This window comes from Novosphingobium sp. MMS21-SN21R, from assembly GCF_031846015.1.
Taxonomy (GTDB): Bacteria; Pseudomonadota; Alphaproteobacteria; order Sphingomonadales; family Sphingomonadaceae; genus Novosphingobium.
Genome location: NZ_JAVRDU010000001.1, coordinates 2,793,824 through 2,806,920 on the forward strand (window position 1 = coordinate 2,793,824; position 13,097 = coordinate 2,806,920).

14 protein-coding genes are annotated in these 13,097 nt (G+C 63.8%); 7 read left to right on the top strand and 7 right to left on the bottom strand.

From position 1 onward, the window contains the following. Positions 1 to 4: 4 nt before the first annotated feature. Complete coding sequence (apaG, locus tag RM192_RS13435) at positions 5 to 403, bottom strand: Co2+/Mg2+ efflux protein ApaG (RefSeq protein WP_311508055.1); 399 nt, start codon at positions 401 to 403, stop codon at positions 5 to 7. Positions 404 to 505: 102 nt separating this feature from the next. Here apaG and RM192_RS13440 point away from each other — a divergent pair, with 102 nt between their 5' ends. Genes RM192_RS13440 through RM192_RS13450 form a run of 3 tightly spaced genes read left to right on the top strand, consistent with a single transcriptional unit; the run spans position 506 to position 3,324 of the window. Beyond that, positions 506 to 1,117: a recombination protein O N-terminal domain-containing protein gene (locus RM192_RS13440; RefSeq protein ID WP_311508056.1), complete on the top strand. Its 612-nt coding sequence runs from the start codon at positions 506 to 508 to the stop codon at positions 1,115 to 1,117. An 11-nt stretch (positions 1,118 to 1,128) separates the two neighbouring features. After that, on the top strand, positions 1,129 to 2,187 hold the full coding sequence (leuB, locus tag RM192_RS13445) for a 3-isopropylmalate dehydrogenase (RefSeq protein WP_311508057.1): 1,059 nt from the start codon (positions 1,129 to 1,131) through the stop codon (positions 2,185 to 2,187). Between the two features lie 12 nt (positions 2,188 to 2,199). Then, entirely contained in the window at positions 2,200 to 3,324 is a 1,125-nt protein-coding gene (locus tag RM192_RS13450) for a glycosyltransferase family 2 protein (RefSeq protein ID WP_311508058.1), read from the top strand. Between the two features lies 1 nt (position 3,325). Here the strand turns inward: RM192_RS13450 and RM192_RS13455 are convergent, their stop codons facing one another. Next, entirely contained in the window at positions 3,326 to 4,645 is a 1,320-nt protein-coding gene (locus RM192_RS13455) for a phospholipid carrier-dependent glycosyltransferase (RefSeq protein WP_311508059.1), read from the bottom strand. Positions 4,646 to 4,728: 83 nt separating this feature from the next. Here RM192_RS13455 and RM192_RS13460 point away from each other — a divergent pair, with 83 nt between their 5' ends. Further along, complete coding sequence (locus RM192_RS13460; protein WP_311508060.1) at positions 4,729 to 5,937, top strand: aminotransferase class I/II-fold pyridoxal phosphate-dependent enzyme; 1,209 nt, start codon at positions 4,729 to 4,731, stop codon at positions 5,935 to 5,937. Between the two features lie 70 nt (positions 5,938 to 6,007). After that, entirely contained in the window at positions 6,008 to 7,348 is a 1,341-nt protein-coding gene (locus RM192_RS13465; protein ID WP_311508061.1) for a PAS domain S-box protein, read from the top strand. On the opposite strand, the gene RM192_RS13470 is transcribed toward RM192_RS13465, so the two are convergent. The 4 genes from RM192_RS13470 to RM192_RS13485 form a co-directional block, all read right to left on the bottom strand. Beyond that, the gene (locus RM192_RS13470) at positions 7,345 to 7,614 is read right to left on the bottom strand and encodes a hypothetical protein (protein ID WP_311508062.1); all 270 of its coding nucleotides are present in this window, start codon (positions 7,612 to 7,614) and stop codon (positions 7,345 to 7,347) included. The two genes, RM192_RS13465 and RM192_RS13470, sit on opposite strands and share 4 nt — an antisense overlap. A 79-nt stretch (positions 7,615 to 7,693) precedes the next feature. After that, the gene (locus RM192_RS13475; protein WP_311508063.1) at positions 7,694 to 7,945 is read right to left on the bottom strand and encodes an accessory factor UbiK family protein; all 252 of its coding nucleotides are present in this window, start codon (positions 7,943 to 7,945) and stop codon (positions 7,694 to 7,696) included. 65 nt (positions 7,946 to 8,010) lie between these two features. Further along, entirely contained in the window at positions 8,011 to 8,565 is a 555-nt protein-coding gene (locus RM192_RS13480) for a TspO/MBR family protein (protein WP_311508064.1), read from the bottom strand. 121 nt (positions 8,566 to 8,686) lie between these two features. After that, positions 8,687 to 9,442 (bottom strand): TlyA family RNA methyltransferase, encoded by a 756-nt coding sequence (locus RM192_RS13485; protein WP_311508065.1) that lies wholly within the window; start codon positions 9,440 to 9,442, stop codon positions 8,687 to 8,689. A gap of 25 nt (positions 9,443 to 9,467) precedes the next feature. On the opposite strand from RM192_RS13485, the gene RM192_RS13490 reads away from it, so the two are divergent. After that, positions 9,468 to 10,022, top strand: a complete 555-nt coding sequence (locus RM192_RS13490) for a hypothetical protein (RefSeq protein WP_311508066.1) — start codon at positions 9,468 to 9,470, stop codon at positions 10,020 to 10,022. A gap of 423 nt (positions 10,023 to 10,445) precedes the next feature. Then, entirely contained in the window at positions 10,446 to 11,546 is a 1,101-nt protein-coding gene (locus RM192_RS13495; RefSeq protein ID WP_311508067.1) for a branched-chain amino acid aminotransferase, read from the top strand. Between the two features lie 86 nt (positions 11,547 to 11,632). On the opposite strand, the gene RM192_RS13500 is transcribed toward RM192_RS13495, so the two are convergent. Beyond that, positions 11,633 to 13,072, bottom strand: coding sequence for a porin (locus RM192_RS13500; RefSeq protein WP_311508068.1), 1,440 nt, complete (start codon positions 13,070 to 13,072; stop codon positions 11,633 to 11,635). Between the last annotated feature and the right edge of the window lie 25 nt (positions 13,073 to 13,097).

Below are 13,097 nucleotides of genomic sequence, written 5' to 3' on the forward strand. Positions count from 1 at the left end.
TGCGTTAATTCGCAGGAGCCGGGGCCGCCAGAGGAAAGAACGGAATCGCCACATCGAACAGACGTCCGTCGGCGCGCTGCATGGTATAGTGCCCCTCCATGCTGCCGTGGTGCGTGCCAAGCGGACAGCCCGATACGTAGTCATGCGATTGGCCGGGCTTCAGCACCGGCTGTTCGCCGACGACGCCATCGCCATCGACGAAGTTGACCAGTCCGCGCCCGTCGGTGATTCGCCAGTGACGCGAAAGCAGATGCACGGGCTGATCCGAGTCGTTCTCGATCCGGATGTGATAGACCCAGAACCACTTGCCAGCGTCCACCCGCGATTGCTCGGGCAGAAAGTTCACGGCGACGCGAACCGTCACCCCGTCCGTGATAGCGGCATGTTGGAAGAGCTGCTTCATGTCCCTCAAACTAACGTAGATTGGCTCGCGTTCCAACGAACTTATGCAACTTTCAGGGCGCTTGCCCCTGCGGGCAATCGGGCGCAGAGGCAAAAGGTAAAGATGCTGATCCGCGCGACCGCCATTCTCTGCTCGAGCCGCGCCCATGGCGAACATGGCGCAATCGTCAGGCTGCTTACCGCCGACCACGGTCTGGCGGCGGCCTATGTTGCCGGTGCGCGCGGGCGCGAACTGCGGCCTGTGCTGATTCCGGGCAATCTGGTCGAAGCCGAAGTCAGAGCGCGCACGGCCTCGCAATTGCCATCGGCGCGACTCGAACTGGTGCAAAGCCGGGGGCCGTGGCTGTCCGAGCCGCTGCCGAGCGCCGGGATCGGCTGGGCCTGCGCGCTCACATCCGCCGCGCTGCCTGAAGGCCACGCCTATCCGCCGCTCTATCAGGGCCTTGGCGCGCTGCTCGATGCAATCTGCCACGCGCCCTCGGCACGCGGCTGGGCGCGCGCGCTGGCGGGGTACGAAGTGCTGCTTCTGCGCGAGGTCGGCTATGGTGCCGCGCCGCAGCCCCCGCCGGACGAACCTTGGCCCGATCTGCTGGCGCGGCTGGACCGTCAAGGCAAGGCCATCGCCAACCGGCTGCTTGCCGATCGGGCAGGCGATGTTATGGGGTCGCGCGCGATTCTGCTGGATCGGCTCAAACGCATGACCGAGACGGGCTAAGGGGTTTCTTGATGAAGATAGCGGTTCTGCCGGGTGACGGCATCGGTCCTGAAGTGACGCACGAAGCCGTGCGGGTGATCGACGCGCTCGGCATCGGCGGGATCGAGATGAAGACCGCGCCTGTCGGCGGCGCGGCTTACAAGGCCTACGGCCACCCCCTTCCCGCCGATACGCTGGAAATCGCGCGTGCATCCGACGGTATCCTGTTCGGCGCGGTGGGCGATCCCGATTGCGATTCACTCGACCGTCATCTGCGCCCCGAACAAGCGATCCTCGGCCTGCGCAAGGAACTGACCCTGTTCGCCAACTTGCGCCCGGCCAAGGTCTTTGCCGGCCTCGAAGGCCACTCTGCGCTCCGCCCCGAAGTGGCCGGCGCCATCGACATGGTCATCGTGCGCGAGCTGAACGGCGACGTCTATTTCGGCGAAAAGGGCTTCCGCACCGCCGCAAACGGGACGCGCGAAGGCTATGATGTGATGTCCTATAACGAGAGCGAAGTGCGCCGCATCGCCCACGTCGGATTCCGCACCGCTATGGGCCGAGCCAAGCGTCTATGTTCGGTCGACAAGGCCAACGTACTCGAAACCAGCCAGTTGTGGCGCGACGTGGTGATCGAGGTTGCCCGCGAATATCCCGAAGTCACGCTCGAACACATGTATGTCGACAATGCCGCGATGCAGCTCGTCCGCGCGCCGGGCAAGTTCGACGTGGTCCTGACCGGCAACCTTTTCGGCGACATCCTGTCGGATCAGGCCTCGATGTGCGTCGGCTCGATCGGACTGCTCGCATCGGCGTCGCTGGGCGAGCGCGAGACTGCGCACGGCACCTTCGGCCTTTACGAGCCGATCCACGGTTCGGCTCCGGACATCGCCGGGCAGGGCCTCGCCAACCCGCTCGCCACGATCCTTTCGGCGGCCATGCTGCTACGGCACTCGCTCGGCCTCGAAGCCGCCGCAGCCCGGATCGAGTCCGCTGTGGCCAGGACTCTGGCCGACGGCGTGCTGGGCCGCGATCTTGGCGGAAACGCCGGAACGACGGAAATTGGTGACGCGGTGCTCGCAAGGCTGTAGGGGCCGCGCCGTATGCTGCAACTCGCCGTCATCCTGCCGACCTACCGCGAACGGGCCAACATTGCGCCGATGGTCGCGCGTCTCGACGCTGCGCTTCAGGGCGTGGCGTGGGAAGCGATCTTCGTCGACGACAATAGCCCCGATGGCACTGCTGACGAAGCGCGCCGTATCGCACTGGACGATCCGCGCATCCGCGTGATCGAGCGCATCGGTCGGCGCGGGCTTGCCTCCGCCGCCATCGAGGGCATGTGCGCGACCGCCGCGCCCATTGTGGCAGTGATGGACGCTGACCAGCAGCACGATCCAGAACTGCTGCCGCAGATGCTGGCCGCGGTCGAAAGTGGCGAATACGATCTCGCCTATGCCTCGCGCTTTGCCGAAGGCGCCAGCACCGAAGCATGGGGCAGGCCAGACCGGGTGAAAGCCTCGGGCCTTGCCAACCGTATCGCCAACAAGGTGACCGGCGTCGAACTGACCGACCCGATGAGCGGCTATTTCATGATCCGCGCCGAAACCCTGCGCGCCGACGCGCACCGCCTTTCGGGTGTGGGCTTCAAGATCCTCCTCGACATTCTGGCGACGGTCGACCGTCCGCTGAAAATCAAGGAATTTCCTCTCCACTTCGCCGCGCGTTCGGAAGGCGAAAGCAAACTGGACCAGACCGTCGTGTTCGAATTCCTCGTGGGCCTCTATGACAAGTGGCTCGGCCGCATCATCCCGACGCGCTTTGCCTTGTTCGGCACGGTCGGCGCGATGGGCGTTGTGGTGCAGCTGGGCGCGCTGTGGGTGCTGCTCAAGCTGATCGCGGGCGAACGCTTCGTCTATGGCAACTGGTCAGAAAGCGCGACGTTCAACACCGCGAACACGCTGGCGGCGATCATCGCGATGACCTTCAACTTCGTGCTCAACAACGAATTGACCTATTCCGACAAGCGCCTGCGCGGCTTCGGTCCGGTCATGCGCGGCTGGGCGCAGTTCGCGCTCACCTGCTCGCTAGGCCTGCTGACCAACATCGGCTCTGCCGCCGTGCTCAAGACCATCGGCTTCCACGCGGTAGTAGCCGTGATCGTCGGCATCGTCCTCGGCTCGGTCTGGAACTTCGCGCTGTCCTCGCGCTTCGTCTGGGGCAAGTACTGATCTACTTCCAGCTATTGAGCCAGGTGTAGTCCAGATACGAGTTCTTGGCGGGTAGTTCGGCGGCCGAGATGATCGGGTAGAAGCCGATGGCCATGCCGAAGGCCAGAACCAGCGTAACTTTGGCGGGCCAGCGCAGGCCGAGGTCCCACCACTCCGCCAGCACCAGCGCCAGCGCCGCCATCAGGAAGCAGCTGGCAAGCATGTAGTGGTAGTAGAACTGCACCGGCTTGCCGTTGATCGCCCAGAAGCCCACCAGCAGAACGTAGGCCGCGACGACCAGCAACCGCAGCCGGTCGCCCTTGACGCCGTCCCACAGGCAGAACGCCAGCGCGGGCAGGCCCGCCAGCATCGTGAACGGATTGCCAAGCATCAGCACGCCGCGCTGTGCACCGTCGACATTCTCGTAGAGGAACCAGATCGGGCGGATGTTCGCCATCCACTGCCACCACCGGCTCATGTAGGTGTGCGGCTTCTTCACGCTGTCCTGCAACTGCAGCATGTATTCCTGCCAATGGATCAGCTTGGCCGGTGACAGCGGATCGACCGCGTAAAAGAACGCTGGAATGAATGTGGCGAAGTAGACCACGAGCGGCACCGCGCCGAGCCAGACCGCCGCCTCGATCACTGACATGCCCGGCACTGGCCCCGCCCCGGCTGACGACCACAGCAGCCCGGCTCGCCTGCCCTTCAGCGCCTGCCAGCGGTTCAGCACGAACAGCAGCCCCGGCAGCGGCACCAGCAACGCCCCGTTCCATTTGGCACCGAGCGACAGCCCGAGGAACACGCCGGTCAACAGCAAATGGGACCGCGCCGCACTCACTTTGCCCGAAGGATTGCGCCAGGCCAGCGCCCATTGCCACACCGCCAGCGCCATGAAGCCGCCCATCGCCATGTCGAGCAGCGCAATCCGCGCCATCATGAACCAGATGAAGTCCGTCGCCAGCAGCAGTCCGAAGAGGATCGTCGCGCTGCGGGACAGGCTCGCCCACCACAGGGCGCGCATCATCGCCCACAGACCCAGCCCGCCCAGCACCGCCGAAGGAAAGCGCCAGCCGAACGGGGTGTCGCCGATCGCCTGCATCGACCAAGCGATGAGTTGCTTTGCCAGCAGGGGATGTTCGGGATTGAGCCGGGCGCTCAGATCGATCAACCGGCGGGCTGCAGGCAGGTAGTGAATCTCGTCGAACATCGGCTTTGACGGAATGCCCAGCCGGTGGAGGACCGCGAAGAAGAATGCGGCGGCAATGATCCCGCACCACATGGCGGGATCGCGCTGATCTCTGCGGGGAAGGTCGATGCGATGGGATATTGAGGCAGTCATGCCCGTCGGCGAATAGGCGTCGGGCACGGTCTGTGCAATCCCGCCGCTTGCGCGGGCGGTCCCACGAAACTAAGGCAGGCCCCATGAAACGCACGACTGGCCAGGACCGCTCGATCACCCGCAATTGGCGCCCCGCAACGCAGGCCATCCGTGGCGGCACGTGGCGTTCGGAAATGGGCGAAACGTCCGAGGCGCTGTTCCTGACTTCGGGCTTTGCCTACGACAACGCCGCCACCGTCGCCGCGCGCTTTGCCGGCGAGGCCGAGGGCATGACCTATTCGCGCTTGCAGAACCCCACCGTGCAGATGCTCGAAGAGCGTATCGCATTGATGGAAGGGTCCGAGGCGTGCCGCACGCAGGCAACCGGAATGGCGGCGATGACCACAGCGCTGCTCTGCCAGCTTTCGGCGGGCGATCATGTCGTTGCCGCCAAGGCCGCATTCGGCTCGTGCCGGTGGCTGATCGACAACCTGCTGCCGCGTTTCGGCATCGAAGGCACCACCATCGATGCATCGGACAACGCCGCGTGGGAAGCGGCGATCCGCCCCAACACCAAGGTGTTCTTCTTCGAAAGTCCGGCCAACCCGACGATGGACGTGGTCGATCTCGAATTCGTCTGCGGCCTCGCCAAGTCGCGCGGGATCACCACCGTGGTCGACAACGCCTTCGCCACCTCGGCGCTGCAACGTCCGATGGACTTCGGCGCGGATGTGGTCGCCTATTCCGCCACAAAGATGATGGACGGACAGGGCCGCGTCATGGCGGGCGCGGTCTGCGGATCGGCGGACTGGATCAACAATGTGCTGTTGCCGTTCCAGCGCAACACAGGGCCGAACATCGCTGCGTTCAACGCCTGGGTCGTGCTCAAGGGCCTCGAAACGCTTGATTTGCGCATCCACAAGCAGAGCGAAAACGCGCTCAAGGTCGCCAGCTTCGTCGAGGCCCGCGTGCCGCGCCTGCTCTATCCTTTCCTGCCGAGCCATCCGCAGTATGACTTGGCAAAAAAGCAGATGAAGGCGGGCGGCACGATCTTCTCGTTCCACCTCGATGGTGGCCTCACGCAGGCTCACGCCCTGCTCGACGCGCTGCAACTGATCGACATCTCGAACAACATCGGCGATTCGCGTTCGCTGATGTGCCACCCCGCGTCCACCACGCACTACGGCGTCGGCCCTGAAACGCGCGCTGATATGGGCGTGGGAGAGGGCATGTTGCGGCTCAATGTCGGGCTGGAAGATCCCGATGACCTGATTGAGGATCTCGACCAGGCGTTGCGCAAGGCAGGCCTCTGAGGGCAGTTGCATCGCTGCGCACTTGCCCTAGAGTGTCAGTCGGGGTGGGGTCGCAACGGAGCATGCCAAATTGCTGGCCGAAGCGCATCTTTCTGCCATTATCCAGTCGTCCGATGATGCGATCATAAGCAAGGACCTGAACGGCACGGTCCTGAGCTGGAATCCTGCCGCAACCCGGATTTTCGGGTTCGAGGAATCCGATATGATCGGCACCTCGATCCGTAAGCTCATCCCGGCCGAGCGGCAGCTTGAGGAGGACGACATCCTTGGGCGCGTGATCCGGGGCGAACGCGTCAAGAGCTTCGATACGGTGCGTCGGCGCAAGGACGGCAGCGAGATTTCGGTCTCGATCACCGTCTCCCCGATCTTCGACAAGGCCGGGCGCATCGTGGGCGCCAGCAAGATCGTGCGCGATATCACCGCGCGCGAAAGCAACCAGCGCGCCTTGCGGGAAAGCGAAGCCCGGTTTCGCATGCTGGCCGACAACATTTCGCAATTGGCGTGGGTTGCCGACGCGACCGGGTCAATCGACTGGTACAACAAGCGCTGGTACGATTACACCGGGGTTGCGCCCGGTTCGACCGACGGCTGGGGGTGGGACAAGGTCCATCACCCCGATCATGTGACGCGCGTGCAGGACCACTTCCGTGCAAGCATCGCGGCTGGACGCGAATGGGAAGATACTTTCCCCTTGCGCGGGGTCGACGGCGAATATCGCTGGTTCCTTTCACGCGCCAAGCCGATCCGTGACGAGAGCGGCGCTATCCTCCACTGGTTCGGCACCAACACCGACGTGACAGAGATGCTCGAAAAGGAAGAGCAGATCCGGGTTCTGTTGATGGAGGTGAACCATCGCTCGAAAAACCTGCTGTCGGTCATTCAGGCATTGGCACGGCGCTCGGGCGGTGGGGATCCCGATTTCCTGCACCGGTTCGAGAACCGCTTAGCCAGCCTATCGGCCAATCAGGACCTGCTGGTCCGCCGTGGTTGGTCGACGATCATGATGGACGAACTGGCAGATGCCCAGCTTTCCATCCTTGGCAGGGACAGCCGAGAACAGGTGCTTACGCAGGGACTTTCGATTCCGCTCAGCCCGCGCTGCGCCGAGATCATCGGCATGGCCTTGCATGAACTGGCCACCAACGCCCTGAAATACGGTGCGCTGTCAGTCCCGACTGGCAGGGTTGCCCTGTCGTGGGAAGAGACGGACACCGGCTTGTTCAAGATTGACTGGCGCGAGAGCGGGGGTCCGAATGTCATTGCCCCGGAAGGGCGCGGTTTCGGCACGACTCTCATCCAGCATATCCCGGCGCGCAGCCTCGATGCCGAAGTGACGCTGGACTATGCCCCGGCAGGCCTCAACTGGCGCTTGCGCTGCTCGACACAGACGGCCCGAGCGCTGGCGAGCTAGCCCCGCCCGATGTCTGTTACATTGTCCGCTCCGTCTGCGGCAGCGCGCTTGTCGTCGGTTATAAGGCTGTTCTCGCCGCGCCCCATCGTCCAGTTCTTGCCCAGACGGACCTTGAAATTGGGTGCGCACCAGATTTCGCCGGATCCATCGAGCGCAGTAACCCAGATGAGATTGTGTTCCTGGCCGTAGTCGATCATGCCGATGGCATAACCGTCTCCTTTGCCGAGGACGTGCAGCGGGATGGTGGGATTGAGTTGCGTAAACACGGATCGTTTCCTGACGGCGCCGGGTGGCACCGGTTCGTCAGGTCAACCACCGAGGATCGCGCGCAGTTCCCGCCGCAGTTTACTCAGGTCTGGTGGCAGCTTCCAGCGCAGCGATACGCGCTTTGAGGCTTTCGACTTCCTCGCGCGCTGCAGCGGCAAGATCCTTCACCGCGTCGAATTCCTCTCGGCTGACGAAATCAAGCCCGCCAAATACTTCCTTGGCCTTTTCACGAGCACTTTCGCTCGCTTCGCGGCCCATCCCGGCGATTGTCCCTGCGGCGCTGTTCATCAGCTTGACGAAGTCGGCGATCAGCGGGTTTTCGCTCTGCATGTGTTCAATTCCCGATTGGCGTGTGCTGCCCGCTATGTGGGCGGCGAGCGCGCCGCCCGCAAGGGTCAAATCGACACGCGCACCGTGCTGGATGCGCCAAACTCGCCGTCGGCATCGGGATTGAGCCGGCCGATCTCGAACGTCAGCGCACTGGCGAAGCAGACCCACACGAGATAGGGCACGAGCAGCATTCCGGCGACCGGGCGAATACGCCAGAACAGCGCGATTGTGATCGCAATAGCCACCGCCATCGCCACGCAGATCCAGAAGGCCGCGGTGATCTGGTGCATCGCAAAGAATACCGGCGACCACGACAGGTTGAGCGCCAACTGGATGACAAACATGAAGGCCGCCAGCCCCCTGCCCGCAGCGCCGCGCGCCGAAAGGATCATCGCCAGCGACACGCCCATCATAAGATAGAGCGCCGACCACACGATCGGGAAGGCAATCGGCGGCGGATAGATCGCGGGCTTCACAAGGTTGTCGAACCAGGGATTGCCCGGACCGCTTCCGGCCGCCTGCCCGGAGAAAAAGCCGAGGACAAGCAGCAAGGGCACTGTGAAGAGCGACCAGCGCAGAAGGCTGGCACGAAGCTGACCGGAAGAAGCTAGGTAATTCATGGCACCCGTTTGCAATGCGCAAATGCGCGATTCGCCGGGGATATTGACGGGCACAGCCCCGGCGCGCAATGCGAACTAGCTCCGGCAGCAATCCCGCACGGAGACAGTAACCGTGGATAAGTCAGGTTCGTTCCGCAGAAATCAGAAATTCGACGTTTCCTTCCGGACCGGTGATCGGACTTGGCACGATGCCCTGAACCACCCAGCCCTCGCTTTCCAGCCATGTGCGGACCTCCCCGCACACCCGATCGTGCAAGGCTTCGTCGCGCACGACCCCACCCTTGCCAACCTCGCCGCGCCCCACTTCAAACTGCGGCTTGATCAGCGCCACCAGCCGCGTCGGGCGCGTTGCCAGCGCCAGCGGTACGCCCAGCACCTTGTGCAAGGCAATGAAGCTGGCATCGCAGACGACCCATGTAGCTGGCCGGTCGATATGCTCAGGCGTCAGAACGCGCGCACTGGTCTGTTCATGAACCGTGACCCGCGCGTCCTGCCGCAGCTTCCATGCCAACTGGTTGGTGCCTGAATCGACGGCGAAGACGTGCGCCGCGCCGCCCTGCAGCAGAACGTCGGTAAAGCCGCCGGTCGAACTGCCGATATCCATGGCGACGACGCCCGCCGGGTCCAGGCCAAAGTGCTCGATTGCGTGCGCCAGCTTGATTCCGCCGCGCGAAACCCACGGGTGATCGCGGCCCCGCACATCCAGCGGTGCATCCGGGGCAAGGGACTGGCCCGCCTTGGCGATCTTGGTTTCGCCCGAGAACACAAGGCCCGCAAGGATCAGCGCCTGCGCGCGGGCACGGCTTTCGACCAGACCGCGCTCGACCAGCAACTGGTCGGCCCGTGGCTTCGATTTGGGTTGGCGGCTTGAGGTCACGGCGCGTTACTCCCATACACCGCCTATGAAGATCAATCGTGCACCCACAATCGGCCCGGCATTTTCCTGTGCAGTAGTCATGATGCTCGCGTCGTGCTCGGCCCCGCAAGTGGTCCCCCCGCCGCCGCCGAGCGCACCACGCCCTGTCCCTGTAGCATCGCCGCCGCCATCGCCGGCATCAGCCTTCAAGGACTGGCGAGATGCACCGCAGACGCCGGGAGACTGGCGCCACGAGGCCTCGCCAACCGGGGCAGTTGCGCGCTACGGTTCGCCGGGTGCGACGGTTTTCGCCATTGCTTGCAACCGCACCACCCGCTCGGTGTCGCTGATCCGCTCGGGCTTGTCGGCCGTATCGCTGCCGATGTCGGTTGCCACCACCAGCGAAATTCGGTCGCTCTCGGCAGAACCGGCGCAAGGCGCCGCCCAGTTGCTGGCGTCGCTTCCGGTTCAGGACCCGTTGCTTGATGCGATGGCCTTCAGCCGCGGGCGATTTGCTGTCGAAGTCAACGGCTTGCCGACGCTCTACCTGCCAGCATGGGCCGAAGTTGGCCGCGTGATCGAGGATTGCCGCAGGAACTGAAGGCAAAGCCGCTTGGGCAGGCCTTGTGCGACCGCGAAGCGAAGATACTGACGCCAAAAAAAATCAATGCAAGTCTTGTTGTTCTGCCCAAGATGAATCACATTGGTCCCAAGGCCGATGGGTTCTTGGTCCCCCGGTCCAGCTGCTTGAAAGAGTGGCGCTTTGGCTCAACAGCGCGAAAGGAGGTGATCCGATGTCTCATGGTTCAGCACAGAGGTCGGTACAGTCCCTTGCGAGGCATTATCGCTGAGTTTCGATTAAGCGATAGAGGCTTCGTGGGCGGCACTTCCGGCCGCTGACCATGCGAAGGGCCGCCCGGATCGACCGGCGCGGCCCTTCACATTTATTACATAACGCTTGCCTTCTGCGCAACAATAGTACACGGCGCGCAATCCGCCGAATCTAGCGCAAGGACAAATTCCCATGGCGACGACCGCCGAAACCAGCCTGACCTTTGCCCGCACGCCCCACCCGGCCCCAACGGCTGTGGCTACGCGTGACGCGGTATTGGCCGATCCGGGCTTCGGTCGCGCCTTCACCGATCACATGGTCGAAATCGACTATACCGAAGGGCGCGGCTGGCATGATGCCCGTGTCGTCCCGTATGGACCTATCCCGCTCGATCCGGCCGCCGCCGTTCTCCACTACGCGCAGGAAATCTTCGAAGGTCTCAAGGCGTATCGCCTTGCCGACGGCGGTATTTCGCTGTTCCGGCCAGACGCCAATGCCGCGCGTTTCAACGCCTCGGCCCGCCGCCTCGCCATGCCCGAACTGCCAGAAGAACTGTTCGTCGAAGCGGTGCGCCAGCAGGTCATGGCCGACAAGGACTGGTTCCCCAGCGTCGAGGGCGGATCGCTCTATCTGCGCCCGTTCATGTTCGCGTCCGAGGCGTTCCTCGGCGTGCGCCCGGCCAGGGAATACAAGTTCCTGGTCATCGCCAGCCCCGCAGGGAACTACTTCAAGTCTGGCGCGCCTGCCGTTTCGATCTGGGTCAGCGACTACACGCGCGCGGCGCCCGGTGGCACGGGTGCAGCCAAGTGCGGCGGCAATTACGCCGCCAGCCTCGTCCCTACGGCAGAAGCCTTTGCGCGCGGGCACGATCAGGTGCTGTTCCTCGATGCCGCCGAACACAAGTGGGTCGAAGAACTGGGCGGCATGAACCTGTTTTTCGTATTCGATGACGGTTCGATCCTCACGCCCGAACTGACCGGCACGATCCTGCCCGGCATCACCCGTTCAAGCCTGCTGACGCTGGCTGCCGAAGAAGGCCTGACCGTGCGCGAAGGCCGCTACAGCCTCGACCAGTGGGAAGCCGATGCGGCATCGGGCAAGCTGGTCGAAACTTTCGCTTGCGGTACGGCGGCGGTGGTCACCTCGGTCGGCAAGGTCGCCAGCCATACCGGCGAGTTCACCATCGGTTCGGGCGGGCCAGGCCAGTTGACGCAGAAGCTGCGCCAAAAGCTGGTCGGCATTCAGCGCGGCGAGATTGCCGATACGCACGGCTGGGTGAAGCGCCTGGCCTGAATTGACCAAGCACCTGGCGCCCCCGCGGAGACGGGGGCCTCAGGCCGCTTTGTGCCAGCACCGGAAACCCCCGCCGTCGCGGGGGATCAGAAGTCAAACTGCGCGCGCATGCCCAGAACGTCGGCGGTGTAGTTCCTGTCCGCTCCGGCAGCGACTGCCGCATCATCGAGCCACAAGTGGCCGTAGTTCAGGACGAACCGCACATAGTCAGTCGGCACCCACAGCAGTGACGCGCCTGCAATCTGTTGACGCCCACCGACAATCCCATTGTCGTTAAGATCGAGCCAGTCGTAGCGCACGTTCACCTGAACCGCACCCATGCCGCCCTTGTCCACGCCGTTCTTCGGCTTGATCCGGTTCCACGCGCCATCGGCAAGGCGGTAGGGCAGCGTGTCGCCCTTGGTCAGGAACAGACCCGCCTCGGCATAGCCGCCGTTGAACACAGGATCGGCCAGAGCGCCCGGGCGGTTGGCCTTGAGCCAGTGCGTTTCCGCAGCCACATGGAGTGGACCGCCGGTCCACGCCAGTTCGGCGCCGTAGTTCGTTTCCGAAACCGCGCCGAACGCCTTGGTATCTACGAGGCGAATATCGGTCGTGTGCGTAAATGGCCGCGCGCGGTAGCGCACTGTCGCGTATCCATCATTGAGGTCATGGTAGTGCGCCGAGCCACCCACGTGCAACTGCCCGCCAAATGCCTTGGGCTGCAGCGCGAACCGACCGTCGATGGAATAGCTGTTGTTGCCGTCAGCGTTGAGATCGGCGGCGCTGTCGGTGAAAGCGCCTGCCTGCACCATGACCATGCCCTTCTGGTACTGCGCCGAAAGGCCAACCCGGCGCTCGAACCCGAACGCCGTATTGAACGCCGCGCGCTCCATGAAGCTGGTCAGCAGGTCAGAGGTCATGTCCTCCATCGACGCGAACGGCTTGTGCTGACCGAGCGTAATGGTGACGTTCTTGACGCCGTTGTAGGTCAGGTAAAGGTCGGTCAGGTCGACGGCGCTGTTGGCGAAATCCGCCTCGATGCGGTAGCCGAAGTTGCCGGGAATCGTGCCGTCAAAGCCGAGATAGGCGCGGCGAAATTCCGTGCCGATTCCAAGGCTCTTGCTGCCGATGACGCCAGGCGCCTGCACGCTGGCCGTGTCGATCTGCAGACGGCCGCGCGGCTTGAAGCTCCACTTGCCCGCCTTCGGGTTCTTCGAATCGACTGGCGCTTCGATGCGCGGCGCGCCGTCCCAGGCAATCGTCACCGGCGTCTTGGCGGTAACCGTGGGCGCCGGGATCGCGGCAACCGCAACGGCGGTCGCATCGGTCTTCGCCTTGGCCTCGGCGAGTTGGCCCTGCAACACCAAGATTTGTGACTGCATGGCCTGCATCGCCTGCATCTGGCTCTGCATCTGCGCCTGCATTTGCTGGATCTGCGCCTGCATGGCTGCAAGATCGGCGGGCGAGCTGGCTGCGTGCGCCGAGGATACCCATCCAGCACTGCAGGCCAGTGCCAGGGTGGAAACGCGCAAGGCAAGCTTCATTCGGAAATTCCTTCGTCCCGTCCAA